Genomic DNA, 23,339 nt, shown 5'->3' with positions numbered 1-23,339 from the left:
CGCAGTTAAGGCAAAGTGCTTCCGCAGCCAGGGCGCCGTGCCGTGGGCAGGCGAGCCCACCGGCTGAGCCTTGGCCTATGCCAGTGAAGTTGCGTGCGAGGAGAAGCGCTGTGCGATAGCTCCCAAGCCATGCCCTCAGCTCTCAGCCAGCCGCCCATCGATCAGCCAGCCGCCCATCGACGAGATTGATGCGTCTGCTCGCCCTCGCCGCAATCTCAGTGTCGTGGGTCACCGCGATCACCGTCTTGCCGCGCTCGCGCACCAGCGCATCCAGAATGACGAAGACCTGCTCGGAATTCTTGCTGTCGAGGCTGCCGGTCGGTTCATCCGCGAGGATCAATGGCGGATCGTTGGCAAGCGCGCGGGCGACGGCGACACGCTGGCGTTGGCCGCCCGAGAGCTGGTCGGGCCGTTTGTCGAGATGGTCGGCGAGGCCGAGCGTGCTCAGCAACTCTGTCGAACGCTCGCGCATGGCGGTCGCACCGAGCCGGCCGAGCCGGCGCATCGGGATCTCGACATTCTCCCGCACCGTGAACTCCGGCAGCAGGAAGTGGAACTGGAAGACGAAGCCGAGCGTCTCCAGCCGGATTCCGGCCCGTTCGCGCTCGCTCAGCCCGGCCGTGTCCCTCCCCTCGATCGTGAGCGTGCCGGCGCTTGGTTTGTCGAGCAAACCGAGCAGGTAGAGCAGCGAGGACTTTCCCGAGCCGGACGGGCCGGTGATGGCGACGAACTCGCTCGCCCCGATCGTCAGCGTGATGTCCTGGACCAGCGTCACCGGCACAGCGGCGGGTAGCACGCGGGTGAGCCCGACCGTCTCGATCAGCGGGTTCATGTCGCGCCCCGGATGATGTCGACCGGGTTGAGCCGGGCCGCCTGCCTTGCCGGCAGGTAGCCGGCGACGCCGGCCGAGACCAAAGCGAAGCCAGCGGCGATCAGATAGTGCCAGATGCTCCAGGCCAGTGGCAGGCGGGTGATCTCCTGCGCCACGCTGGCGCCCGACAATTCGAAGCGGACCAGGGAGAGCGCAAGGCAGAGCAGGAAGCCGAACGCCCAGCCGATCAGCGAGCCGCCGGCGCCGAGCGCCATTCCTTCGAGCAGGAAGAGGCGGCGCATATCGGTCTCGGTGAAGCCGAGCGACTTCAGGATGGCGATGTCGCGTGCCTTCTCGTGCGTGATCGTCGAGATGATGTTGAAGATGCCGAAGCCGGCCACCAGCAGGATCGCGCCGACGACCGTGTACATGATGACATTGCGGATCACGAGCGCCTGCAGCAGCGACTCGTTCGCCTCCTGCCAGGCCATCGCCTTGTAGCCGAGCTGCGCCTCGGCCCGACGCGCCACCTGCGGGGCGGCGGCGGGATCGTCGAGCTTAAGCCTGATCTCGTTGATTGCGTTCGGGCGCTCGCTCAGGATCTGAGCGTTCTTGAGCAGGACATAGCCCTCGCCCTCGTCGCGGGCGGTGGTGCCGGTGTGGAACAGACCGACGATCTTGAAGGCACGGCTCTGGCCGGTCGAGGAGACGACGGTCACCGTGGCGCCAAGCTCCGCGCCAAGGCGCTGCGCCAGCCGATCGCCGACGATGATGTTGTTGCCGCCGGCGATCAGCGAGGTGAAGCTGCCCTGGCGAAAATCCTTCGCGAGCGATGAGACCTTCATCTCGCCCCGCGGCTCGATGCCGATGATGCCGATGCCGACGTCGCGCCCGGAATAGCGCACCACCCCTTGCGTCTTCAGGCTGAGCGCCAGCCGCCCGGGCACCCAGGCCCTCAGCATCGCGACCGCCTCGGTCGGGTTGAGAATGCCGCGCCGATCGTCCTTCGGCCGCAGGCCGGCAATGTGGACCACGGCAAAGGCGTCCTGCGCCGGCTGGCGGCGGGCATTGCGGTATTCGTCGGTGATGTCGACATGCGGCATGGTATCGACCAGGCGCGCGACGAAATCATCCTCGCCACCCTGCATCAGCGCGGCCATGGCGATCGAGAAGCCGACGCCGAGCGCGACGCCGATGACCGCGACCAGGGTCTGCCGGCCGCGGCCGCGGATATGCGTCAGCGCCAGAGCGAGGATCAATCGCACGGCTCAGCCGCCTTGCGGCGCGACGTGAGCGCCATCGCGAAGCTTGTCCGGAAAGGGCGTGATGACGCGGGCCTGGTCGGGCAGGCCCGAGAGCACCTCGACATCGCCGGTGCCGCGAATTCCGATCGATAGCTCGCGGCGGCGGGCGCGGTCGCCCTCAATGACGAAGACAGCATTGCCCTGCACGGCGGCGACCGGCAGCAGCAGCGCCTCTTTCGCCACGCGCGTGATGATGTTGAGTTCGACCGTCATGCCGATCAGCAGCGGCGTGTCATCCGGCAGAGCGAGATAGACACGGTAGGTCTTGGCGACGGGATCGCCCTTGGGCGTGATGCTGTCGACGGTTCCCTCCAGCGTCCGCCCCGGGAAGGCGTCGGCCCGGATCAGGGCGCGCTGGCCGGCCTTGACCTGTGGGATGTCCTCCTCGTTGACCTCGGCGACGACGCGCAGCGGCTTGGCCTCGCCGATCCAGAACAGCACGGTGCCGGGCTCGGCGATCTCGCCGACTTCGCCGTCGCGGCGCAGTACGGTGCCGCGCATCGGGGCGCGCAGGACATAGTTCTCCAGGCGCGCGGTCTGCCCGGCGATCAGGGCCGAGGCCTGACCCATCTCGCTGCGGGCGCGGTCGAGCGCCTGCTGGCTCATCACATTGCGCTCAACCAGCACGGTGAGCCGGTCATGCTCGGCTGTGGCGAGCTTCTGGCGGGCCTTGAGCTCGGCCAGGGTGGCTTCGGCCTGGACGCTGTCGAGCCGGGCGAGGACGTGCCCCTGCTCGACGCGCTGGCCTTCGCAGTCACAGCGCTCGACGATGCGCTCGCGCACCAGCGCCGCGACCTTGGCCCAGTTGCGTGGCTCGACCGTGCCGGTAGCGTAGACGATCTCAGCCGCGTCGCCGCGCTTGGGCACGACCGTCGCGACTGCCACAGGCTTCGTCAGGAACCAGTATCCGCCCCCGGCGGCGGCGAGCGCCGCGACGATGAGAGAACTGCGAGCGAACTTCACGGTATCCTCCGCAGGAGGCATCACATCGGCGGCTTCAACCCGAGGTGATCACAGGCCAAAACGCATTGCACCGACAGCGTCTTGCGCGCACAATCGCGAAAGACCGACCGTCGGTCATTATACAGACCGACGGTCGGTCGTCAAACAAGAGCGAGTTGTATGCCCCGCATCGTGAAGTCCGCGGATGATCGCAGGAACGAAATCCTCGACGGCGCGCAGGCGCTGTTCTTCGAGCGCGGCTACGAGCGCACGACGGTCAACGACGTGATCGCCAGGGTCGGTATCTCGAAAGGCGGCTTCTACCACCACTTCACGGCGAAGGAGGATCTGCTGGAAGGCATCACCGCCCGGCTGGCGCAGGACGCCGTCGCGCGCGTCCGCGATATCCTCGACGATCCCGGCCTCAGCGCCCTGGAACGACTGAACGGCTTCATGGCGCGCTCACGCAGCATGAAGCTGGCGGACGCACCGAAGTTCAGGGCGGCCTTCGACGTGGTGTTCCGGCCGGAGAACCTCCTGCTCTACCACCGGATCAATGCCGCCTCGATCGCGGTGATGCGGCCCGTCCTCACCAGGATCATTGCGCAGGGCAAGGCCGAAGGCGCCTTCACCGTGCCCGATCCCGAGGCTGCGGCGGAGATTCTGCTGCATCTCAACGCCAGCACGCACGACGCCGTCGCGCGCACGATCGACGCGATGGGAACCGCGGGGGAAGACGCCGCGATCGCGGCGCTGGATCAGCGCTTCCAGTTCCAGGGCATCGCGATGGATCGCATCCTGGGCCTGCCGGACGGGAGCCTGACCATCGTCGAGCCCGGCTTTACGCGTGCGGTGATGACGGCACGCCAGGCCGGCTAGCCAACCCGTCGTGACGGCAACCGATTTTCCCGGATTGAGGCCGGCCTCCAAGCGTAGTTGGCAGTGAGCTATTTTCGTCCATGCTGCCGTCCCGCGCTGAATGTCCGCTGTGGGCTGGGCAGCCAGAGTCCGCTTATGGCGCAATCCACGCTTGCCCCGATTATCAATGCCCGATGCCATTTCCCTCAATGTGCATAGGGCTCGGCAAATTCCTGCCCGTCATCGCCAGCTTCACGCGCATCGAACGCAGCCAGCCACGCTTTCAATAGCGTGCCGTGACCTCCCGCCGCGGTCTGCTGTCGCAGAGCGACCTTTACCGAATGCCGAGCGAAGCGATTTCCTGGGTCCGGACGTGCCTCGGGCCCGTGTCCCGCAGAAAGATCAGCGATCACCGCCTGCTTGATGGCGATCCGAGCAGGGTCGCCGAATGCGTGAAGCAGGTTTTCGAACCGTTGGAAAGCTGCCGCATCGAACGCACGCGGCCGCCCCATGGCGTCTTTCGTCGGGTGGGCCGGCACGAGATGCGCGCATGGCACAAATCCGTCAGGAACCGGCTCGGTCGCGGCATGGGTGCGGCCCGAACGCAGGAGCTTCGGCAGCACATGGGTATGCGGTCCCTCGGGGCTCCTGCCATCTGCCGGCGGGATCGGCTGGTAGACCTCGCAACGGCCGAGGCGGGCGACGAAGACGCGATGAGGTCCTGCGGCCAGGATCGCGCCCATGGCGCCGCTGCCAGGTGCGAAGAGCGGCCGGCCGGCCTCCGCTCTGAGGATGGCAATCAAGGCAGGATCGGCGGTGCGGATGCAGATATCGGCTTGAAGCGTGCCGAGGCCCATGTCGAAGAGGATCGAGGCGCGATCCTCAGCGCGCAACGCATCCTCGTCCGGGCCGAGTTCGGTCAGCACCGTGCGGCCTGACATGGCGCAGGCAGTTTCGGGCAGGCAGAGGGCGACGCGGTGGTTCCAGCTCGCGCCAGTGGCGGATTCGGATGCGAAGAGGCGAATGCCACCGAGCGGTCCGAAACCGATGCCGCCGCGTGCGGTCGTCACGGAGAGCAGGCCCGGCCGGTCGACGACCTCGCAGGCCTCGTCGGGATCGCGCATGAACTCGGCGATGGCGCCGAATGTGCCGAGGTTCCACTGCGTCTCGACTGTAGGGATGTGCTCGCGCAGCAGTGCGCGGACGGTTTCAGTGTCGGTCATGGGTCGCTCCTCGATGGTGTCGTCGTCCGCCAGGGCAGGATGAAGCGGACGCTCTCGTGGCTGCCGCGCAGAGCCGTCACGCCGAAGGCCTCGGCCAGTCGATCGTCGTCCAGGACGATCGCCGGTTCTCCTTCGGCCGCCCGTGTACCCCTGTGGATCAGGAGAAGGCGGTCGCAGAAGCGCGCGGCGAGCGTGAGATCGTGCAGCACGACGGCGATGGCTGTCCCACCGGCAGCGACGGTGCGCAGCAGTTGCAGGGTGTCGAGCTGATGACCGGGGTCGAGCCCGGCGAGAGGTTCATCGGCGAGGAGATAGTCGGCCTCGACCGCGAGCGCGCGCGCCAGCATGACGCGTCGGCGCTCGCCACCGGACAAGGTGCCGAGCGTGCGCCCGGCAAATGTTGCAACATGGCAGAGCGCCATGGCCTTCGCGACGGTGGCATGATCCGCCTCGCTTGCGCCGCCGAAGGGCTTTCGATGCGGCAGCCGGCCGAGCCCGACCAGGGCCTCGACCGACAGCGACCAGGCGGCGGCCCCATCCTGGGCGAGAAAGGCGATCCGACGTGCCAAGGCGTGTCGCCCGAGCTGGCGGGCCGTCACGCCGTCGTAGAGCACATGCCCATCGTCAGGCGTCAGCAGCCCAGCGATCACGCGCAGCAGAGTGGTCTTGCCGGCGCCGTTGGGGCCGATGATGCCGAGCACCTCGCCCCGACGAAGTTCAGCATCGACACCAGTCAGCGCGGGATGGCCTCCAAGCGCAATGGAGATACCCTGCCCGACGATCGCCATCACAGCGCCTCCCGCCGCAGACGCTGGACCAGCGCGAAAAGGAAGGGAGCGCCAATCAGCGCGGTGACGACGCCGAGCTTGAGCTCGGGGCGTATCGGCGCAAGGCGCACGCCGAGATCGGCAACCAGCACCAGGATCGCGCCGCCAAGACCGCTCGCGACCAGAAGCCGCCCGGGGCGGTGCCCGACCAGCGGGCGCAGCAGATGCGGCACCACCAGGCCGACGAAGCCGATCGCGCCGGTGACGGCAACCGCGCTGCCGACCGCGAGTACCGCTCCGCCGATCAGCCGCGCGCGCAGCCAGGTGAGATCGAAGCCGAGACTCGCGGCCGTCTCCTCGCCGAGACTCAGCGCATCGAGCGCCGGAGCCGTCGAGGCCATCAGCAGCCAGCCGGAAAGCATCAGCGGCAGCACCAGCCAGACATGGCTCATGCTGCGGTCCGCCAAAGACCCCATCAGCCAGAACACGATCTCCAGCGCGGCGTAAGGATTGGGCGCAAGGTTGAGCGCGAGCGCCGTCGCCGCGCCGGCGAAGCTGTTGAGCGCGACGCCGGCGAGGATGAGCGTCGTCGTGCTCGCGCCGCGCCCAAGCAAGATGAAGAGAACGAGCGTCGCGAGCAGCGCTCCTGCAATGCCACCGAGCGGCAGGGCCAGCGCGACCGTGGCCGAAAGGCCGCTATAGAAGGCAGCGACCGCGCCCAGCGCCGCGGCGCTCGAAATGCCGACGACGCCGGGCTCGGCCAGCGGGTTGCGCATCAGCCCCTGCATCGCCGCTCCTGCCATGCCGAGGCTGAAACCGACGAGTGCTCCGAGCATTGCGCGCGGCAGGCGCAGTTCCAGCAGCACGAGCGCCGGCAGGCTAACCTGTCCGGAAACGGCATCGGCGAGCGCCCGGCCGAGTGGCAGCTGCGCATAGCCGACAGCGAGCGATGCGCCCGACATCGCCAGCATGGCGAGGCCCAGGACCGGCAGCAGGAGGGCGGGACGGATTTCGACTCCAGTCCGAGACCTCATCGGGGCTGCTCCCTCGCGGCAACCAAAAGCTCGATCGCATCGACCACGCTCGGTCCGGCGCAGGTCCATAGGCGCGACGGCAGCGGGACCAGTCTGAGCCTGTCGGAAAGTCGTGCGATCACCGGGTGATGCAGCACCTCATGGGCGAGCGAGGGCGGACTGTCGGGGGTGTCATTGAGCACGAGTATCTCGGCACCAGCGAGCGCGACCGTTTCTAGCGGAATCTGGCCGTAACTTTCGATGCCGAGTTCGGCCGCGATGTTGACGAGGCCGGCGCGAGTCAGGATCTCGTCGACGAGCGAGCCGCGTCCGACGGTGAAGCCGTTCGGACGCAGCACGATCGCGCGCAGCGGCTTCGGCCGACGGCGCTTGGCGAGCGCGGTGAGACGCGTGTCGATGTCCGCGACCAGGGCCTCGCCACGAGCCTCCTCGCCGAGCAGCGCCGCCATCTCGCGGATCTGGGCGCGCATCTCGGCGAGGTTGCGCGGCACGCCGAATTCACGCGGGCGCGCGCCGACGCGCTTCAGCAGCCCGACCGTCGCCCGTGTCGTGTAGGCACCGGCGATCACGAGATCGGGCTTCATGGCCAGCACCTGCTCGACGACCCCGTGATTGGCCGGGATCCGCCGTGCGACTTCCGCCATATTGGCGTTGCGCGGGTCCTGCGAGAGCCAGGTCACCGAGGCGATGCGCTCAGGATCGGCGAGACGCAACACCAGCTCGTCCGTGCACATATTGAGCGAAACGATGCGCTGCGGCCGCGCGACCGCAACCGAAGTCGCCGCGAGCGCGAGGCCCGCAGTGACCAGAACTGCACATTTCGCTCCGCGGAGAAGACCGATCCTCATCCGCCGAAGGCGACCTTGACGCCACCGAATGCGCCGAAGCCGGGCACGAGGAAGCCGACCGGGTTCTCCCAACGCTTGTCAAACAGGTTGTCGATGCGCCCGAAGACCGTGACCTTGTCGGTGGCCTTGTATTCGGCAGCGAGATTGACGATCGCTGCGCCCTTGGCCTTGAGGCGCGAGACGGAGAAGTCGCGGTTTCCGTCGATCCAGGGGCCGACATAGATCAGTGTCGCCGACAGGCTGAGCTGTTCCATCGGCGTCCAGGTCGCCGTGCCGCTGGCCTTGTGGCGCGGCCGGCGCAGCAGCTCCTGCCGCGCGACCTCGTCCTGCGCGAGGGTGAAGGTGTAATCGGCCCTGACCTTGAACTGCTCCGAGATCTGCAGCGCAGCAAAGGCCTCGACGCCCTTGGTTTGCGCCTTGCCGACATTGGCGTAGGAGGTGCCCGCCCGGTTGGTGACGATCAGGTTCTCGATGTCATTCTGGAACCAGGTCGCACCGAATTGCAGGCGCTTGTCGAAGAGCGGCTGCTCGAAGCCAATGTCCCAGCCACGGCTCTCTTCGGGCTTGAGGTTCGGGTTGCCGAAGAAATTGGAGCCCGGCCGGTAGTCGATGAAGAGTTCCGCTAGCGTCGGCGCCTTGAAACCGGTCCCATAGCTCGCCTTCAGCTTGGTCTCGGTGCCCGGTATGATATAGGCCGGCGCGATGCGGTAGGTCGTGTGGCCGCCATAGCTGTCGTCATGGTCGTGGCGGATGTTCGCGGCCAGGAAGAAGCGGTCGGCAACGTTGCCTTGGTATTCGAGATAGGCCGCCCTGTTGCCGTTCGAAGCCGTCAGGCTCGTCGTCTCCAGCCGCTCACGCTCCCAGGACAGGCCGCCGATCAGCAGATGGCCCTTGGCGATCTCGAAATCGCCGCGCCAGTCGAGCTTGACACGCTCGCCGAGGTTCTCGGTCGGGCGCCCGAGGATGCCGACTGCGTTTGGCGAGCGGTTCGAGCGATCCTGGTTGGTGTAGGAGACACCGAAGCGGTTGACGAACCGCCCGCCGAGTGGATCCCAGACCACCTCGCCGCGCGTGAAGGCCTGGGCGTAGTTCGAGAGGGCACGATAGGGTGTCGGGCGGCTCGGGAAGCCGCTGTCATAGGCCGAGCGGAACTGCCCGTCGGTATAGCGGCCGACCCAGTTGACGGTGAGCGTGTCGGTCAGCGCGAAGCCGAGGCGGCCGGAATAGCTGTAGGCGTCGTAGGCATTGGGGCGCACCCGGACACCCGGCGGAATCAGATCCGGTGGCACGGAATCGGTTGAGTCTGACCGCATATGCGAGACATTGAAGGCGTAGTTGAAGCGGTCGTCGCCGCCGCTGAACCCGGCCGCCTGGTTGAAGGTGCCGTGCGAGCCGGCCTCGACGCGGGCCGTCATCCTGGACGGTCCCTCGCCGCGTTTCGTCGTGATCGAGATCACGCCGCCTATTGCGTTGGCTCCGTAGAGACCGCTTTGCGGCCCGCGCAGCACTTCGATGCGCTCGATATCGTCGGTCAGCATCGAGCCGAAATCGAAGGAGCGGTTCGGCGTCGAGGGGTCATTGGCCTCGATGCCGTCGATCAGGACCTTGACGTGGTTCGAGTTGGTGCCGCGCATGAAGACCGAGGTCTGGCCGCCCGGCCCACCGATCTGGACGATGTTCAGGCCCGGCACGGCCGCGAGCGCCTGTGGCAGGGTGCGGCGCTGCTGCTGCTCGATCTCCTGCGCGGTGACGACGGTCACGGAGCTCGCGACTTCGCGCGCCGGCGTCGGCGTGCCGGTGGCGCTGACGACGATCGGGTCGAGCTCGACGACGCTGCCCGGCGCCTGCGCACGGGCGGGCGGGGCCAGCAACACGGCAGCGGCGGCGAGAGCCAATGCAATGATGGAAGACGAGCCGCGCTGCGCGGCTTTGGAGAGGGCGATCACGATGAGACCTCGGGCGTTGACGTCTGTGGCACGTCACCGCGAACGCGATCTCCCGTTCGCCCCGATGCACGGGGCAGACAGTCGAGCAGCGATCGAAACACCCCGTCCGAACGTGTTCGCGTGTGACCACGACTGACGGCAGGTCTCCTGGCTCGCGGGTCGTGGCCTCGTCGCCGCCTTCCCAGGTCCGAGGGCCCAGTGGCGTGTGGCGATGAGGCTCGCCGCTTACAGTTGCGGGGGCAGCCGCAGCATAGAATGGCCAGGCCATCCGCACTGCGTTCCCTTTTGATCCCGTGAGGGAACCGTCGCGTTCACGAGTAAGGCGGAAAAGTGGCAGGGTCAATCGCATGGGGTTAGCCAAAACGCGGCAGGTAATCGCGATCCAGCGGAATGTCCGCTAGCGGTCGCCTCGCCAACGACCGCTCTTGGCGCGTTCCGTCAGGATTGATCGCTACTTGAAGCGCGAAGAGTCGCCAGAGAGCCAAATGACGTCTTGGACAGAAATGAGTCATGCCTGACTGGGCGATTGGCTGAGTGATCGGTCGATACCCCACCGAATCTCGCAGCAAAGGCTTCGCCGCCATCAGGGCGACCGAGCAAAAAGCCTTGGCCGATTGGACAGCCCATGCCCTCCAACAGCGCTCGCTGAGCTTGCGTCTCTACCCCCTCCGCTACGACGGTGAGTCCAAGGGCGCGCCCCAGGTCAATGATCGCACGAACGATGACGGTCTTCGAAGGGCTGGCGGTCAGGCCTCCGACGAAGTTCCGGTCGATCTTGATCTCCGTGAGGGGAAAGGCTTCAAGCGAACGGAGGTTCGAATAGCCGGTCCCGAAATCATCTACGGAGAGGCCGACGCCGAGATTCCGCAGCCGGCGGAACGCCTCCAGCACGCCGGGCGTGTCATTGAGAAACATGCTTTCGGTGATTTCGAGTGTCAGCAAGCCCGGTCGGACGCCGGACTGTTGTAAGATGCGGTCGACAACTTCCGCCATGTCGCGATGCAAAAACTCGGTCGCGGACACATTCACGGAAAAGCGCAGCGGTTTACCCCGGTGTTCGTTGATCCTGCGCGCAAAGGCGGCGACGGCGGCAAGACCACGTTCGCCGAGATCGAGCAACACGCCGCTGCGCTCCGCCGCTTCGATGAAACGGCCCGGCGGGACGATGCCAAACAAGGGGTGATTCCACCTTATCAAGGCTTCCGCGCCTACGCATTCGCCCGTCGCGAGATCGATCTGGGGCTGAAAGTGATGGATGAACTCATCCTTTGCGAGAGAGGCTCTCAACTCGCGGGTCATCTGGACCCGATTGCGCGCTTCCTCTGCATCGGCACGCTGAAACCGGCGAGGTCCGCTCAGCGGAGCTGACTTCGCCGCATGCAGTGCAGCACCGGCATTGCGGATCAAGGAGACCAGGTTGCCGCGAGGGTCGCCAAGCGCATAGCCGATGGCGAAGCGCAGACAGACATTCGCTCCCGGGATGACGAAATCGGGAGCGAGAGCGGCGCAAACCTCGGCCACGATCGGTGGCCCGCTTGCCTCCTCCGTCAGTTCGAAGGCCAGGGCAAACTCGTTTGCTCCGATCCGGGCGATCAGAACAGCCCCGGTCCCGCGCAGTCGGCGGCCGGTTTCCATCAGCAATGCGTCCCCGACGTCATAGCCGTACCCGGCGTTGATATCGTGGAAGCCGATGATGTCGCATTTCACGAACAGTACGGGGCCGGCACAGGTAGCGAAGTGCCTTTCCACACTGACGATGAAGGACTGACGGTTGAGGCAGCCGGTTGCAACGTCGAGGTTTGCAGCGCGATCGAGGGCGATCTCGGTCTGTCGCGTCGCCGAAACGTCGCGAAGAATACCAAGGTAGAGGAGTTCGCCGCCGACCGTGAAAGGTCTTAGGCTCAGATGGTTCCAGAAGACCGACCCGTCTTTCCGATGATTGCGAAGCGTGACGTCGACCGGTTCAGCGGCCCTGATGGCCTCCCCGATGCGGGCGACTTCCGGTTGATGGCGTTCATTGCCCTGTAGGTAGCGACAATCCTTCCCGAGCACTTCGTGCCGTGCGTATCCGGTCAGCCGTTCGAAGGCCCTGTTGACGTAGACAAGCGGCCCACTTCTGCCGGAAATCCGGCCGATCGCCACACCGTCGGAAAATTCCTCGACAAGCGGGGGAAGAATTGAGCGGAGCAGCGCGTCGGAGCTGAGTTCTCCATCGCCGGCGCAGGGCCGCGGCGCGAATTTCATGAATTCTAACGGCTTCAGTTCCTTGAAGTCTTTCATGCCCAAGCAATGGCGCGGCTGCTCGTTGCCGGGCAACCGGCTGGCCTGGCCGTTTCCAGACAATCGTCAGCCGATTTCGGACATAGTGGGCCTCGACCCGTCTCCAGATGTCCGGAACCGATCGCGGTAATCCGAGGGCAACGCTCCGAGATGCGCAAGAAAGGCGCGGCGCATTGCCCGCGCCGAGCCGAAGCCGCTTTTCGCGGCGATCGAATCGATCGACAGCCGGCTACCTTCGAGCAGAAAGCGCGCGACATCGATCCGTGTGAGATCGACATATTCGGCCGGCGATGTTCCCACCTCTTGGGTGAAGACCCGCGTGAAGTTGCGCGGGCTCATCGCCGCGATGTTCGCCAGGGCGTTGACGGACAGATCGGCATTCGGGTGGCTCAGGATGTACTGCTGGACCTTGTAGAGGCGGCTGCGGTCGACGCCTTGCGCCGCCAGATGCATGCTGAATTGAGACTGGTCCCCCGGCCTCTTCAAAAACACGACCAGGCGGCGGGCGACATAAAGCGCAACGTCCCGGCCGAGATCCTCTTCGACCAGCGAAAGGCCGAGATCGATCGCCGCGCTCGATCCGGCTGAGGTGACCATGGGGCCATCCCGAATGAAGACCCGGTCTCCGTCCACCTTCGCTTCTGGAAAGCGCTGGGCGAGGAGAGGCGCATACTGCCAGTGCGTCGCCACATGGCGTGCGCTGAGAAGTCCGGCTTCACCAAGCAGGAAAGCTCCGGTGCAAACCGAGCCGTAACGTCGCGTCTGCGGGGCTGCGCGTGAGAGCCAGTCGATCATGCCCTTGCCGGGCGCATTGGGTATGCCCACGCTTCCAGCCACAAGAAGGGTGTCGGGATCCTTCGGACAGTTGAGGTAGTCAAAGTCCGGCAGAACTCTCAGTCCCGACCCGCAGCGAAGCGGGCGGTTTTCTTCCGCGACGATACCGACCTCGTAGAAACCTTCGGCAACCCGCGCGTTCGCTTCCGCGAACACGTCCATCAGGCCGGCGAGTTCCAGCGAGTGAACGTCGGAAGGCGCGAAGATGATGACCAGCACGCGGATGGTCCTCGTGAAGCGCTAAGCCGAATATGCCGGTATGCCAGCACGTAGCAGGCAGTCGGTCGATAGGGGCTTCGGACGGATCCCGGCATGGCGCCGGCCGTCTTCGGCTAAGCGCGGCTGCTCGAGAAAATCAGAGGGAGACCCCGCGATCGCCCCTCGCGTGCGAAGTTGATCGTCCTCTTGCCGTCACGCTGCCATCCTCTCAGGAATTGGCGCTTTCGGCAAACTTGGAGTGGCTAAAGCCGAACATCCAGTGCCCGGTTGCAGGCGCAGTCCCAAGGTCAGTCGTCGGAGCGAGGAGCGGTTGGCTCAGCCCCGCATCTGCATGTTCGGCCGAGCCGTCGCCACTTCTGCTATAGAGCGCCGGAATGCGGGTAACGTTCCGACAGAGCAGGAGCAGATTGTGACCGACCGATTTGAACGCCATCGCCAACCCTGGACATCTGAGGAACTTCAGAAGCTGAAGCTGCTCGCTGGGAAGGGCATGGCACTCAAAGCGATTTCAAAAGCGATGACGCGCAGCGAGGAATCCATCAAAGACCGCGCCAAACTCGATGGCATCAGGATTGCCAAGCTCCGTTAGTCCGGGCTCGCGGCGCGACCTTGCAATGCAAAGCCGACGCCCACTGTTGACCAAGGGTACAACGTCTGCTCTTGGCGCGTCGCGCCCGGATTTGCGTTTGTGGAAGATAGGTGTTGCCGTTCCGCTGTTTTTCGCTGGGCCCTCTTCAAGGCGTTTAGTTGGCGCTGAGATCGGCGCAGAACATGTCGGCGGGCCGTCAGCGTACGCTTGAATCCCGACGTCGGTCCTCGGTAATTCCGAGCATTCCTTACCGACAGCGCTCATGGTTGTGGTGATCAGATAGCCGGCCAGTGCGCGCTTGCTCGCCGATGCAGCTGGCAATGCCTCCTCCATGAACCTCTTGAAACAGGCGCGCGCCAGCGGTGTGTGCCTCCTTCGCCTCGGGCGCGTCGCGATAAAGCGGGCTGTATCATTGAGCGCTCCTCGCACGGCGGCCTCTTCGCATTCGGAGCGGATAAAGGCGTGCACGATCGCGCGCAGCCGGGTCGGTGGTGGGTTCGCGGCATCTCCGAGGATGTCGGTGAGCATCGCGTGCGTCTGTCGCCGCTCGTCGTAAAAAGCTAGAGGCTTCTCGCGGTAAGCCCCTTTGCGATGATTGGTCCGGTCGGCCTGCCGGTAGGCGAGCCCGATGCCGGCTCCAGCGTGATCTCGAAGAGCTGGTTGGGGCCCAGAGGCAGATCGGTGAGCTGCAGAGGCGCGGCTTTGGCCTGGTCAATCAGGCCGACAGAGCGCGGCCCGGTTTGTCGATCCCACAGCGTCCAGATCTGGAGGGCACGCCCTTTCGGCACGGCGATGTCCTGAAGAGGCAACAGTTCGGTCCGCCCATCGGCGAAGGTGTTGACCACGGCCGCCGCAACATTGGCGTCCGTCAGCAGAACCGCCACAAGAACCGGCTGTCGATCAGCGCGGGTCGATGCGAGGAAGAGGGTTCCGCCCAAAATGGCTGTAAGTGCCAGTCCGGCGAACGCGGCCCCGCGCCAGAGCCAAAGGCTGTCCCACCACTGTTGGAGCATCGAAGCCCGGTCAGGTTCATGTGATGCTGCCTGCTTCACAATCCGGCTTTTGCTCAAGCCGGCTTCGATCCGCGGCCAAACCTCCGGTGATGGCGAGATCTCAAGAGCCGATTGATCGATCACAGCAAATCGCGCCCGCCAGCGCTCCACCGCTGTGTCGAGTTCGCGATCATGGTCGATGTCCCGCTCGAACGCTTCTCGTTGAGCACCGTCGAGGAGGCCCAGCACATATTCCCCGGCCAAGGCTTCGCGATCCTGTTCCGATGTCATCCGAGGCACTCCTTGAGCGCAATCAGCGACCGCCTGATCCATGACTTCACAGTGCCGAGCGGCATACCGAGCTTGCCGGCGATCTCGCCATGGCTGAGGCCTTGAACGAATGCCAGCAGGATCATGTCGCGCCGCTGCGCCGGCAGCGCCTGAAGGCAACCTCGCAGCGCGTCCGCGTCGGAGAGCTTTGACATGGCCGCCTCTGGATCGTCCTCCTCGCTGACAGCTTCTATGGCGCCCGCATCCGCGTCGGTGTCGAGACGCCTCTCGTCCCGCAGGATGGACAGGGAGCGGTTGCGAAGGATGGCGTAGATCCAGGTCAAACCTGCGCCGCGCTCGGGATCGAAGCGAGCCGCGTGTTTCCAGATGAGGATGAAGGTGTCTTGCACCGCTTCTTCCGCCAATGCCCGGCGTCTCAGCATCCGCTGCGCCACCCCGATCATACGCGGGCACTCCTGGTCGTAGATGCGGCGGAGCGCGTTTTTATCGCCGCCTGCACACGCTCGCAGTTCCTGTTCGAGGTTGATCGCGTGCCGCTGCCTGGCATCGCCGGCCATGCATCCCCCTTCCAAGGCGCCGCGCTCCAAGCGGGCGACATCAAGCTACGCCATCGGCAGCCCGATGGATGCAGGCGCGGAACTATATTTTTGCGGCTGCATCCATCCGCCGCGTCGACCGGTATCGGCCACGGACGCCCTGGCCCATCCGATGCCCGAGGCGTTGCCGAAACCGGAGGACATCATGACCAAGACGATCCGCTTCGCACTGGCCTTTTCCACCATGCTGGCCAGCGGCATGGCCGCACAGGCCGCTACGCTTGCAGCTCTCACGGGCGACAATACGCTGACGATGATCGACACCGGAATGCTCAAGGCCGGCAAGTCGATGAAGGTCACCGGCATCTCCGGCAAGATCGCCGGCATCGATGTCAGGCCAGCGGACGGGATGCTGTACGCTTTGGGAGTCGACGGCACGATTTACACGGTCGATCAGACCGGCAAAGCGACGATGAAGTCCAAGATGGACACGGTGCTGCCAGCCAGCGCGATGGCCACGGTCGATTTCAACCCCGCCGCGGATCGGCTGCGCGTGATCGGCTCCGATGGCACCAATCTCCGGGTCAATGTCGACGACGGCAAGACGACGGTCGACGGCAAGCTCAAATTCGCCGAGACCGACATGCACAAGGGCGAGGCGCCGATGATCGTCGCCGGGGCCTATACCAATTCGGTCAAGGGGACGAAGGAGACGACGCTCTACGACATCGACGGCAAGATCGGCGGGTTGATCAAGCAGGCGCCGCCCAACGACGGCGTACTCGGCGCGGTCGGCAAGCTCGGGGTGATGCCGAAATCGGTGGCATTCGACATCGAGACCGCATCCGACGGGTCGAACACCGGCTGGTTGCTCGCGGACGGCGCGCTCCACAAGGTAGATCTTGCGACTGGCAAGGCGAGCTCCATGGGCAAGGTCCAGGGCATGTCTGGCACCGTGCGCGACATCGCGGTCCTGCCGGGTATGTGATTGGCGAACGGGCGGGCGAGCTGATGGCATGGCTCGCCCCTTTTGGCCTGCTGCCGGTTTCGTGGACACCGAGATTAGGTGCTTCATGAAGCCGGAGGTGACGTATGAGGCGAAGACAGCTTGGGCGTGAGTTCAAGATCGAGGCGGTTCGCCTGATCAAGGACCGCGGGGCGAGTGTGGCGCAGGCGTCTCGGGATATGGATGTTCATGAGAACCAGTTGCGCAAATGGGTGAAGCTGTTTTCGGCCGATCCTGCGCAGGCCTTTCCCGGCCACGGTCATATGAAGCCGGAGCAACGTGAGATCGAGAAGTTGCGGCGAGAGGTGGCGAAGCTCAAGGCGGAGCCCGACATTCTAAAAGGCCGCGGCCTACTTCGCGAAGGACCTGACAGGAGGTTCACCGGTGTTCTTCGCCATTCTGGCCTCCTGATGGGGGCCCGTTCTGGACCGATGGGCGTCCTGTGGCTGTGTGTGACCGGTATTCTCGGGCCCCGTCTCAGCTTGGTTTGCACCTTGCCGAGACGGGGATTTTGCGGAAGTCGAAGCTCAAAAACGGGGAACTTCGCCTCTAATTTCAATTCACTCGGCCTCGTCATGCGGCCCACGCGGCGTGGATCCACAGGGGCTTCGAATGGGACAGATGCCGGCACGCAGCAAAGGGTCGCGGTCGTTTTCATAAACTGCGGCAAACTTCGCCTTCCCCACAGGACGGCAACTCCCAGGAGGCTGCAGGCCCTTGACGGCTGGACGCGAGCAAGTCTAAACTTAACTCAATGGTTAAGTTTCAGGACGCGCCGCTCGACCGCACCTTCTCCGCTCTGGCGGACCCGACACGCCGGGCCCTGCTGGCGCGGCTGGAGCAGGAGGACGGGCTGTCCGTCAGCGAGCTGGCGAAGCCGTTCCCGGTCTCGCTGCCGGCGGTGATGAAGCATCTCGACGTCCTCGCGGACGCCGGGCTGCTGACACGAACCAAGGTGGGACGCACCGTATCCTGCCACCTGAATGCCGGGCCGATGGAGGAGGCGATGGGTTGGCTCGCGCGCTATCAGCGATTCTGGACACAGCGGCTCGACGCGCTGGCGGCGCTGCTCGATGCGCGTCGCCAGGGCCGCGAGTGACGAGGGCGGGGAGGGACCACGATGCATCAGCCGGTGACGCCGAGCCTCACGATGAAGCGCCGGCTGAACGCCAGCCCGGCCGAGGTCTACCAGGCCTGGACCGATCCCGAATTGCTGGTCCGATGGTTCGGGCCGGAGAATGTGGTGGCGCAGGAGGCCGAGCTCGATCCCCGCGTCGGCGGCGCCTATCGCGTCGTGATGCTGGAGGACAATGGCGAGCGCCATGAGGTGTCCGGGCGCTATCTCGAAGTGGTGGAGAACGAGCGGCTGGTCTTCTCATGGTCCTGGGTGACGACGCCCGAGCGGGTTTCGCGGGTGACGGTGGCCCTGAAGCCGGATGGCGACGGCACGATCCTGACCCTGCTGCACGAGAAGCTGTTCGACGATGCCGCCGTCCGCGGCCACACCCATGGCTGGACCGGCACCATGGCGAAGCTCGAGGCCTATTTCGCCTGAGGCGAAGCGAGGCGCAGCCCGTCGGGCAGCGCCGGGATGAGCTGCCGGCACGGGCCGGCGGAAGCACAGGAGAGGAGACGATGGAACACAGGATCGTATCCCGTGAGGAGTGGCTTGCGGCCCGCAAGACCCACCTCGCCGACGAGAAGGCGCTCACCCGCCGGCGCGACGCGCTTTCGGCCGAGCGACGCGCGCTGCCCTGGGTCAGGATCGAGAAGGACTATGTTTTCGAGGGCTGGGACGGCGGCTTGTCGTTGGCCGATCTGTTCGCCGGCCGGAGCCAGCTGATCGTCTATCACTTCATGTTCGGACCCGGCGCCAGGGAAGGCTGCCCGAGCTGCTCCTTCCTCGCCGACCATTTCGACGGCGCCAACCTCCATCTGAAGCATCACGATGTCAGCCTGGTCGTGGTCTCTCGCGCGCCCTATGCCGAATTCCAGACCTTCCGACACCGCATGGGCTGGGACTTCCCCTGGGTCTCCTCCGCCGGCAGCGACTTCAACTACGATTTCCACGTCTCGCCCAGCCCGGCGGAGAAGGCGGCCGGCCGCTACGAATACAATTACGAGCTTCATGACGGCGAGGGTGGTGAGATGCCCGGCTTCAGCGTCTTCTACCGCAACGACGCCGGCGAGATCTTCCACACCTATTCGACTTATGCCCGTGGTGGGGACCTGCTCATCGGAGCGCACAACTTCCTCGACATGACTCCGAAGGGGCGCAACGAGGGCAGGGCCATGGATTGGGTCCGGCACCATGACCGCTACGAGGATGAGCTGAAGGAGGCCGCGAGCTTCCAGCCGTTGCTGGCCACCGGCTCCTGCTGCGGCTGACGCGAGCCATTGTCACGCAATGGCCGAAGATATGCGTTGATATCAACTTGATGGGCGCGGGCCCGTGCCGCGCCGCCAGAACGGGAGACGATGGAAATGGCTTATGTCGAAGGTTTCGTGGTCGCGGTTCCCGCTGCCAACAAGGAGATCTACCGCAAACATGCCAGCGAGGCCTTGCCGATCTTCAAGGAGTTCGGCGTTACCCGGATGGTCGAGACCTGGGGCGACGAGGTCCCGGACGGCAAGGTCACGGACTTCAAGGGCGCCGTGAAGGCGAAGCCCGACGAGGTCGTGGTCTTTTCCTGGTTCGAGTATCCCGACCGCAAGACCCGCGACGCGGCCAATGCGAAGATGATGAGCGATCCGCGGATGAAGGCGATGGGCGAATCCATGCCCTTCGACGGCCGGCGCATGATCTATGGCGGTTTCGACGCGCTGGTCGACAAGGGCGAAGGTGGAGCGGCAGGTTATGTCGACGGCGTGCTGATTGCCGTGCCGCAGGATCGCAAGGCGGATTTCCGCAACCATGCGGCGGAGCTTGCCGCGCTGTTCACCGATCACGGCGCGCGCCGCGTCGTCGACGCCTGGGGTGACGACGTGCCCGATGGCAAGGTCACGGATTTCAAGGGCGCGGTGAAGGCGAAGGATGGCGAAACGGTGGTGTTCGGCTGGGTCGAATGGGCCTCAAAGGCCGCGCGCGACGAGGCTTGGGGCAAGATTCGTCAGGATGCGCGGATGAATAATGGCGCACCCATGCCGTTCGACGGCCAGCGCATGATCTATGGTGGTTTCGCGACGCTGCTCGATGCGTGAGGCGAGCCGGCGTGCGCGCCGGGGCAGGGCAGGTCTCCGGCCAAACATGACGGGGCTGCCCGGCAGCCCTTGCTCCGGCTGACAAAATCGCCGACAGGGATAGGGGCTGGCCCACCGGAACCCTTTCCATGCTCGCAGGCATTCCTATCGGCGATCTCGCCTTTCTCGCCGTGTCTCTCGTGCTGGCGGGAGCCGTGACGGGCCTGCTCGCCGGTGTCTTCGGCGTCGGCGGCGGTGCGGTCATCGTGCCGGTGCTTTACGAGGTCTTCCGTGTCATCGGCGTGCCGGAGGAGGTCAGGATGCCGCTCAGCGTCGGCACCTCGCTCGCCGTCATCATCCCGACCTCGATCCGTTCTTTCAATGCCCATCGCGCCAAGGGTCTCGTCGATCTTTCGATCCTCAAGGTCTGGGCCGTGCCGGTCGTGCTCGGCGTCATGGTCGGCAGCTATATCGCGCGTTACGCGCCGGCCGATCTCTTCAAGATCGTTTTCGTCGTGGTGGCGACGATCTCGGCCATCCGCCTGCTCTTCGCCGCCGATCGCTGGAAATTCGGCGAGGACATGCCGGGCAAGCCGCTGATGGTAGCTTACGGCAGCGTCATCGGCGTGCTCTCGGCCCTGATGGGCATCGGCGGCGGCCAGTTGTCCAGCCTGTTCATGACCTTTTACGGCCGGCCGATCCACCAGGCCGTCGCGACCTCCTCGGGGCTGGGCGTGCTGATCTCGATCCCGGGGGCGCTCGGCTTCATCTATGCCGGCTGGCCGAAGATGGACATCCTGCCGCCGCTCTCCCTGGGCTATGTCTCGCTGATCGGCATGATCCTGTTCATTCCGACCTCGATCTGGACGGCGCCGATCGGCGCGAGCCTGGCCCACAAGCTGTCGAAGCGCCGTCTGGAAGTGGCTTTCGGCCTGTTCCTGCTCTTCGTCGCCGCCCGCTTCATCTGGTCCCTGCTGCACTGAAGGCTGCGGAACCCCGGCAATGAACGAGGTCGCGATCCGCCTGTTGCAGCCGGCCGATCACGCCGCGCTCGCCGCGCTGATGGTCGAGATGCAGGGGCACTACGCCGTGCCGCGCCCGCCGCTCGCGGAAATCCGCGCCGGGCTCGCCGATCTTCCGGCCGGGGTCGAAATCCTCGTCGCGGTCGAGGGCAAGGCGCTTCTGGGCTTCGCCTCGGCCTGCAATCTCTACCCGGGACCGGGGCTGAAGACCGGCTTTTTCCTGAAGGAGATCTACGTCGCAGACGCCGCGCGCGGTAAAGGGCTCGGCCGTGCGCTGATGACCGCGCTGGCCAGACTGGCGGTGGAGCGCGGCCACAGGCGCCTCGACTGGACGGCTGACGCCGACGATCCGGCCCTGCTGCGCTTCTATGAAAGCCTCGGCGCCGTCGCTCAGACGAAGAAGGTGTTCTACCGGCTCACGGGCCCAGCGCTGGAAGCGGCTGCCGAGGGCAAATAGGGCCGAAGCCGCCGCAGACATTCTAGGGTTTCGGCTGGCGCAACCGCTCCGGTAATCGGGCCATGATCGTCAGCCGCTCGGTCTCGCTCAGTCGAGCCCATTGCGCGATTTCGGCGAGCGTGCGGCCGCAGCCTTCGCACAGCTTGGTCTGCGGGTCGATGATGCAAACCTTGATGCAGGGGGAGGAGGCGGCGCTCACCGCCCCACCCATCCCAAGGAGAGGGCTAAGCCGAGATAGATCGCGATTTCGCCGAGTTGCTGCGCCGCGCCGAGGATGTCGCCGGTTTGCCCGCCGATCAGCCGCTGTGCCAGCCGCGCCAGCACCGCGGCGGCCGCGTGGGCCAGAGCGAAGCCGAGCAGCAGGCCGGGCAGGGGTAGATGAGCGGCAAGGCAGAGCCCGGCCGCGAGGATCAGGCTGAGGCCCAGCGCGATCCGGGCCGTTGCGAGGCTGGGCCGGCCGACGGCGGCAGCGGCGCCGACGCTGCGGGCCGGCGGTTGCGTCGCGAGCAGGAACAGGCCTTCGGCGCGCGACCAAGGCGCGGCGGCGAGCACCGCGCCTGCCGCTCCCAAAGGGCCAGCCCGATCGAGGATCATCGCGATCAGGCCGGCGCGCAGCAGCAGCGAGAGCCCCAGCGCCATCGCGCCATAGGAGCCGATGCGGCTGTCCTTCATGATCTCCAGCCGCCGCTCGGGCGAAGGCCCGCCGAAGAGCCCGTCGGCGGTGTCGGCAAGCCCGTCCTCGTGGAAGGCCCCGGTGCTCAGAGCAAGCGCCGTCAGCACGAGGGTGCCGGTGACCAGTCCGCTCAAGCCCGCCAGGCCGGCCGCGAGCGCGACGGCCGCGGCAGGCAGCGCGATGACCAGCCCCGCGAACGGCAGGGCGCGCGGCACGAGCCTGAAGTCGGGGACGCCGTGCAGATCGCCTTCGCCGCGCAGCGGGGGCACAGGCAGGCGCGAATAGAAGCGGATGCAGATCGCGGTCGCGATCGCCCAGCCCGGCCAGGCGGAGCCTTCGTCAGCCGTCGGTTCCGTACTGGTGTCGGCTTCCGCCATGCCGGCTTCGCGCTCCCGTCGATTGTCTTCTGCCGGCCGAGCCTATAGCAGCAACGCCAACCTTGCCGCCATGGCGCCGCGCCTGGCGCCGCTCTTGTGGACGGACTTGACCATGGCCGCTTCCGGTTTGCCCTTCGACGATATCCGCGAGCTCATCGCCGCGATGCCCGGCCCCGACATGGCGGCCGCGAACGCTGTGCGCGCCCGGGATGCCAATCTCACCAAGCCGGCCGGCAGCCTCGGCCGGATGGAAGAGATCGCCGAATGGCTTGCGGCCTGGCAGGGCAAGGCGCCGCCGGCGGTGAACCGTCCGCTGGTCTGCGTCTTCGCCGGCAATCATGGCGTGGTGGCGCAAGGCGTCTCGGCCTATCCCCAGACCGTGACCCGCCAGATGCTCGAGAATTTCGCGGCTGGCGGTGCAGCCATCAACCAGATCTGCGCTGCCTTCGACCTCGGCTTCAAGGTTTTCGACCTGGCGCTCGACTTGCCGACCGGCGACTTCACGCAAGGCGATGCGCTCGACGAGCGCGCCTGCGTCGCGACCATGGCCTTCGGCATGGAGGCGCTGGCTGGCGGCGCCGACCTGCTCTGCCTCGGAGAGATGGGCATCGGCAATACCACGTCGGCCGCAGCGATCTACGCCGCGCTCTATGGCGGTGACGCGGCCCGCTGGTGCGGGCGCGGTACTGGCATCGACGATGAGGGACTGAAACGCAAGGTCGCGGCCGTGGAGAAGGGCCTGGCCCTGCACCGCGCCCATCTCAAGGACCCGCTCGAAGTGCTGCGCCGCCTCGGCGGGCGCGAGATCGCGGCGATCTGCGGGGCGATCATCGCCGCGCGTTCTCAGCGTATCCCGGTGATCCTCGACGGCTATGTCGTCACCGCTGCCGCCGCGATCCTGCACGCCATCGAGCCTTCCGCGATCGATCACTGCCTGGCTGGCCACCTCTCGGCCGAGGGCGCCCATGCCGAAGTGCTGGCCCGGCTCGGCAAGGTGCCGCTGCTGGCGCTTGACATGCGCCTCGGCGAGGGTTCGGGCGCCGCGCTGGCAGCAGGCCTCGTCAAGGCCGCGGCCGCCATCCATTCCGGCATGGCGACTTTTGAGCAGGCGCAGGTGGCCCGAAAGGATTAGAGCGTCGGCCCGAAAAGT

The 23,339-nt window shown here is 65.9% G+C and carries 24 protein-coding genes, 1 pseudogene and 1 riboswitch; of the genes and pseudogenes, 10 read left to right on the top strand and 15 right to left on the bottom strand.

Annotation, left to right across the window (positions count from 1 at the left end; translation table 11 throughout):
- Nucleotides 1-142: 142 nt before the first annotated feature.
- The 3 genes from BGO20_RS07930 to BGO20_RS07920 are packed head-to-tail and all read right to left on the bottom strand — an operon-like array spanning nucleotide 143 to nucleotide 3,099.
- Nucleotides 143-832, bottom strand: coding sequence for an ABC transporter ATP-binding protein (locus BGO20_RS07930; protein WP_291661294.1), 690 nt, complete (start codon nucleotides 830-832; stop codon nucleotides 143-145).
- Nucleotides 829-2,076 (bottom strand): ABC transporter permease, encoded by a 1,248-nt coding sequence (locus BGO20_RS07925; protein WP_291661292.1) that lies wholly within the window; start codon nucleotides 2,074-2,076, stop codon nucleotides 829-831. Before BGO20_RS07925 ends, BGO20_RS07930 begins: the two co-directional genes overlap by 4 nt.
- A gap of 3 nt (nucleotides 2,077-2,079) precedes the next feature.
- Complete coding sequence (locus BGO20_RS07920) at nucleotides 2,080-3,099, bottom strand: efflux RND transporter periplasmic adaptor subunit (RefSeq protein ID WP_465246017.1); 1,020 nt, start codon at nucleotides 3,097-3,099, stop codon at nucleotides 2,080-2,082.
- 138 nt (nucleotides 3,100-3,237) lie between these two features.
- On the opposite strand from BGO20_RS07920, the gene BGO20_RS07915 reads away from it, so the two are divergent.
- Nucleotides 3,238-3,936 carry a TetR/AcrR family transcriptional regulator gene (locus BGO20_RS07915; RefSeq protein WP_291661289.1) on the top strand — a complete coding sequence of 233 codons (699 nt, stop codon included), beginning with the start codon at nucleotides 3,238-3,240 and terminating at the stop codon, nucleotides 3,934-3,936.
- Between the two features lie 185 nt (nucleotides 3,937-4,121).
- Here BGO20_RS07915 and BGO20_RS07910 read toward each other — a convergent pair whose 3' ends face one another.
- The 10 genes from BGO20_RS07910 to BGO20_RS07865 form a co-directional block, all read right to left on the bottom strand.
- Entirely contained in the window at nucleotides 4,122-5,138 is a 1,017-nt protein-coding gene (locus tag BGO20_RS07910; RefSeq protein WP_291661288.1) for a DUF6925 family protein, read from the bottom strand.
- Nucleotides 5,135-5,926, bottom strand: coding sequence for an ABC transporter ATP-binding protein (locus tag BGO20_RS07905; protein ID WP_291661286.1), 792 nt, complete (start codon nucleotides 5,924-5,926; stop codon nucleotides 5,135-5,137). The genes BGO20_RS07910 and BGO20_RS07905 overlap by 4 nt, the downstream gene beginning before the upstream one ends.
- Nucleotides 5,926-6,939: a FecCD family ABC transporter permease gene (locus tag BGO20_RS07900; protein WP_291661284.1), complete on the bottom strand. Its 1,014-nt coding sequence runs from the start codon at nucleotides 6,937-6,939 to the stop codon at nucleotides 5,926-5,928. The genes BGO20_RS07905 and BGO20_RS07900 overlap by 1 nt, the downstream gene beginning before the upstream one ends.
- Nucleotides 6,936-7,787 carry an ABC transporter substrate-binding protein gene (locus BGO20_RS07895; protein WP_291661283.1) on the bottom strand — a complete coding sequence of 284 codons (852 nt, stop codon included), beginning with the start codon at nucleotides 7,785-7,787 and terminating at the stop codon, nucleotides 6,936-6,938. The genes BGO20_RS07900 and BGO20_RS07895 overlap by 4 nt, the downstream gene beginning before the upstream one ends.
- Nucleotides 7,784-9,733: a TonB-dependent receptor plug domain-containing protein gene (locus BGO20_RS07890; protein WP_291661282.1), complete on the bottom strand. Its 1,950-nt coding sequence runs from the start codon at nucleotides 9,731-9,733 to the stop codon at nucleotides 7,784-7,786. Before BGO20_RS07890 ends, BGO20_RS07895 begins: the two co-directional genes overlap by 4 nt.
- Before the next feature lie 120 nt (nucleotides 9,734-9,853).
- Nucleotides 9,854-10,055: riboswitch (cobalamin riboswitch) on the bottom strand.
- A 116-nt stretch (nucleotides 10,056-10,171) separates the two neighbouring features.
- The gene (locus BGO20_RS07885; RefSeq protein WP_291661281.1) at nucleotides 10,172-12,013 is read right to left on the bottom strand and encodes a putative bifunctional diguanylate cyclase/phosphodiesterase; all 1,842 of its coding nucleotides are present in this window, start codon (nucleotides 12,011-12,013) and stop codon (nucleotides 10,172-10,174) included.
- Between the two features lie 66 nt (nucleotides 12,014-12,079).
- Nucleotides 12,080-13,066: a GlxA family transcriptional regulator gene (locus BGO20_RS07880; protein WP_291661280.1), complete on the bottom strand. Its 987-nt coding sequence runs from the start codon at nucleotides 13,064-13,066 to the stop codon at nucleotides 12,080-12,082.
- Nucleotides 13,067-13,574: 508 nt separating this feature from the next.
- Nucleotides 13,575-14,183 (bottom strand): hypothetical protein, encoded by a 609-nt coding sequence (locus BGO20_RS07875; protein ID WP_291661279.1) that lies wholly within the window; start codon nucleotides 14,181-14,183, stop codon nucleotides 13,575-13,577.
- Between the two features lie 32 nt (nucleotides 14,184-14,215).
- Nucleotides 14,216-14,938 (bottom strand): anti-sigma factor, encoded by a 723-nt coding sequence (locus BGO20_RS07870; RefSeq protein WP_291661278.1) that lies wholly within the window; start codon nucleotides 14,936-14,938, stop codon nucleotides 14,216-14,218.
- The gene (locus BGO20_RS07865; protein ID WP_291661276.1) at nucleotides 14,935-15,495 is read right to left on the bottom strand and encodes a sigma-70 family RNA polymerase sigma factor; all 561 of its coding nucleotides are present in this window, start codon (nucleotides 15,493-15,495) and stop codon (nucleotides 14,935-14,937) included. The genes BGO20_RS07870 and BGO20_RS07865 overlap by 4 nt, the downstream gene beginning before the upstream one ends.
- Between BGO20_RS07865 and BGO20_RS07860 the strand changes: the two genes are divergently transcribed.
- From BGO20_RS07860 to BGO20_RS07825, 8 genes and pseudogenes are all read left to right on the top strand, one after another.
- Entirely contained in the window at nucleotides 15,461-16,462 is a 1,002-nt protein-coding gene (locus tag BGO20_RS07860; protein WP_298920642.1) for a DUF4394 domain-containing protein, read from the top strand. The two genes, BGO20_RS07865 and BGO20_RS07860, sit on opposite strands and share 35 nt — an antisense overlap.
- A gap of 104 nt (nucleotides 16,463-16,566) precedes the next feature.
- A pseudogene (locus tag BGO20_RS07855) lies at nucleotides 16,567-16,932 on the top strand (transposase); the annotation flags it as partial.
- Between the two features lie 302 nt (nucleotides 16,933-17,234).
- Entirely contained in the window at nucleotides 17,235-17,579 is a 345-nt protein-coding gene (locus BGO20_RS07850; protein ID WP_291661273.1) for an ArsR/SmtB family transcription factor, read from the top strand.
- Nucleotides 17,580-17,600: 21 nt separating this feature from the next.
- A complete protein-coding gene (locus BGO20_RS07845; protein WP_291661272.1) occupies nucleotides 17,601-18,035 on the top strand; it encodes an SRPBCC family protein in 435 nt (144 codons plus the stop codon).
- A gap of 80 nt (nucleotides 18,036-18,115) precedes the next feature.
- Entirely contained in the window at nucleotides 18,116-18,868 is a 753-nt protein-coding gene (locus tag BGO20_RS07840) for a DUF899 domain-containing protein (protein ID WP_291661270.1), read from the top strand.
- Between the two features lie 96 nt (nucleotides 18,869-18,964).
- On the top strand, nucleotides 18,965-19,681 hold the full coding sequence (locus BGO20_RS07835) for a DUF1428 domain-containing protein (RefSeq protein WP_291661269.1): 717 nt from the start codon (nucleotides 18,965-18,967) through the stop codon (nucleotides 19,679-19,681).
- A gap of 128 nt (nucleotides 19,682-19,809) precedes the next feature.
- On the top strand, nucleotides 19,810-20,643 hold the full coding sequence (locus BGO20_RS07830; protein ID WP_291661268.1) for a sulfite exporter TauE/SafE family protein: 834 nt from the start codon (nucleotides 19,810-19,812) through the stop codon (nucleotides 20,641-20,643).
- Nucleotides 20,644-20,662: 19 nt separating this feature from the next.
- Entirely contained in the window at nucleotides 20,663-21,139 is a 477-nt protein-coding gene (locus BGO20_RS07825; protein WP_291661267.1) for a GNAT family N-acetyltransferase, read from the top strand.
- Between the two features lie 22 nt (nucleotides 21,140-21,161).
- Here the strand turns inward: BGO20_RS07825 and BGO20_RS07820 are convergent, their stop codons facing one another.
- Together BGO20_RS07820 and BGO20_RS07815 are read right to left on the bottom strand one after the other, a co-directional pair.
- Entirely contained in the window at nucleotides 21,162-21,338 is a 177-nt protein-coding gene (locus BGO20_RS07820; RefSeq protein WP_465246008.1) for a DUF1289 domain-containing protein, read from the bottom strand.
- Nucleotides 21,335-22,189, bottom strand: coding sequence for an adenosylcobinamide-GDP ribazoletransferase (locus tag BGO20_RS07815; protein WP_291661264.1), 855 nt, complete (start codon nucleotides 22,187-22,189; stop codon nucleotides 21,335-21,337). The genes BGO20_RS07820 and BGO20_RS07815 overlap by 4 nt, the downstream gene beginning before the upstream one ends.
- Nucleotides 22,190-22,301: 112 nt before the next feature.
- Between BGO20_RS07815 and cobT the strand changes: the two genes are divergently transcribed.
- Nucleotides 22,302-23,321, top strand: a complete 1,020-nt coding sequence (cobT, locus tag BGO20_RS07810; protein ID WP_291661262.1) for a nicotinate-nucleotide--dimethylbenzimidazole phosphoribosyltransferase — start codon at nucleotides 22,302-22,304, stop codon at nucleotides 23,319-23,321.
- The last annotated feature ends 18 nt before the right edge of the window (nucleotides 23,322-23,339 follow it).

It is taken from the genome of Allobosea sp. 67-29 (genome assembly GCF_001898115.1).
Taxonomy (GTDB): domain Bacteria; phylum Pseudomonadota; class Alphaproteobacteria; order Rhizobiales; family Beijerinckiaceae; genus Allobosea.
The sequence above is the reverse complement of the archived record's forward strand: the minus strand, read 5'-3'. Positions and strand labels throughout refer to the sequence as shown.

What these genes read in the sequence shown, in the direction of transcription:
- BGO20_RS07930 (WP_291661294.1), bottom strand. Translation starts at nt 832, where the DNA reads ATGAACCCGCTGATCGAGACGGTCGGGCTCACCCGCGTGCTACCCGCC.
- BGO20_RS07920 (WP_465246017.1), bottom strand. Translation starts at nt 3,099, where the DNA reads ATGCCTCCTGCGGAGGATACCGTGAAGTTCGCTCGCAGTTCTCTCATC.
- BGO20_RS07915 (WP_291661289.1), top strand. Translation starts at nt 3,238, where the DNA reads ATGCCCCGCATCGTGAAGTCCGCGGATGATCGCAGGAACGAAATCCTC.
- BGO20_RS07910 (WP_291661288.1), bottom strand. Translation starts at nt 5,138, where the DNA reads ATGACCGACACTGAAACCGTCCGCGCACTGCTGCGCGAGCACATCCCT.
- BGO20_RS07905 (WP_291661286.1), bottom strand. Translation starts at nt 5,926, where the DNA reads ATGGCGATCGTCGGGCAGGGTATCTCCATTGCGCTTGGAGGCCATCCC.
- BGO20_RS07900 (WP_291661284.1), bottom strand. Translation starts at nt 6,939, where the DNA reads ATGAGGTCTCGGACTGGAGTCGAAATCCGTCCCGCCCTCCTGCTGCCG.
- BGO20_RS07895 (WP_291661283.1), bottom strand. Translation starts at nt 7,787, where the DNA reads ATGAGGATCGGTCTTCTCCGCGGAGCGAAATGTGCAGTTCTGGTCACT.
- BGO20_RS07885 (WP_291661281.1), bottom strand. Translation starts at nt 12,013, where the DNA reads ATGAAAGACTTCAAGGAACTGAAGCCGTTAGAATTCATGAAATTCGCG.
- BGO20_RS07875 (WP_291661279.1), bottom strand. Translation starts at nt 14,183, where the DNA reads ATGCTCACCGACATCCTCGGAGATGCCGCGAACCCACCACCGACCCGG.
- BGO20_RS07870 (WP_291661278.1), bottom strand. Translation starts at nt 14,938, where the DNA reads ATGACATCGGAACAGGATCGCGAAGCCTTGGCCGGGGAATATGTGCTG.
- BGO20_RS07865 (WP_291661276.1), bottom strand. Translation starts at nt 15,495, where the DNA reads ATGGCCGGCGATGCCAGGCAGCGGCACGCGATCAACCTCGAACAGGAA.
- BGO20_RS07850 (WP_291661273.1), top strand. Translation starts at nt 17,235, where the DNA reads ATGGTTAAGTTTCAGGACGCGCCGCTCGACCGCACCTTCTCCGCTCTG.
- BGO20_RS07845 (WP_291661272.1), top strand. Translation starts at nt 17,601, where the DNA reads ATGCATCAGCCGGTGACGCCGAGCCTCACGATGAAGCGCCGGCTGAAC.
- BGO20_RS07840 (WP_291661270.1), top strand. Translation starts at nt 18,116, where the DNA reads ATGGAACACAGGATCGTATCCCGTGAGGAGTGGCTTGCGGCCCGCAAG.
- BGO20_RS07835 (WP_291661269.1), top strand. Translation starts at nt 18,965, where the DNA reads ATGGCTTATGTCGAAGGTTTCGTGGTCGCGGTTCCCGCTGCCAACAAG.
- BGO20_RS07830 (WP_291661268.1), top strand. Translation starts at nt 19,810, where the DNA reads ATGCTCGCAGGCATTCCTATCGGCGATCTCGCCTTTCTCGCCGTGTCT.
- BGO20_RS07825 (WP_291661267.1), top strand. Translation starts at nt 20,663, where the DNA reads ATGAACGAGGTCGCGATCCGCCTGTTGCAGCCGGCCGATCACGCCGCG.
- BGO20_RS07815 (WP_291661264.1), bottom strand. Translation starts at nt 22,189, where the DNA reads ATGGCGGAAGCCGACACCAGTACGGAACCGACGGCTGACGAAGGCTCC.
- cobT (WP_291661262.1), top strand. Translation starts at nt 22,302, where the DNA reads ATGGCCGCTTCCGGTTTGCCCTTCGACGATATCCGCGAGCTCATCGCC.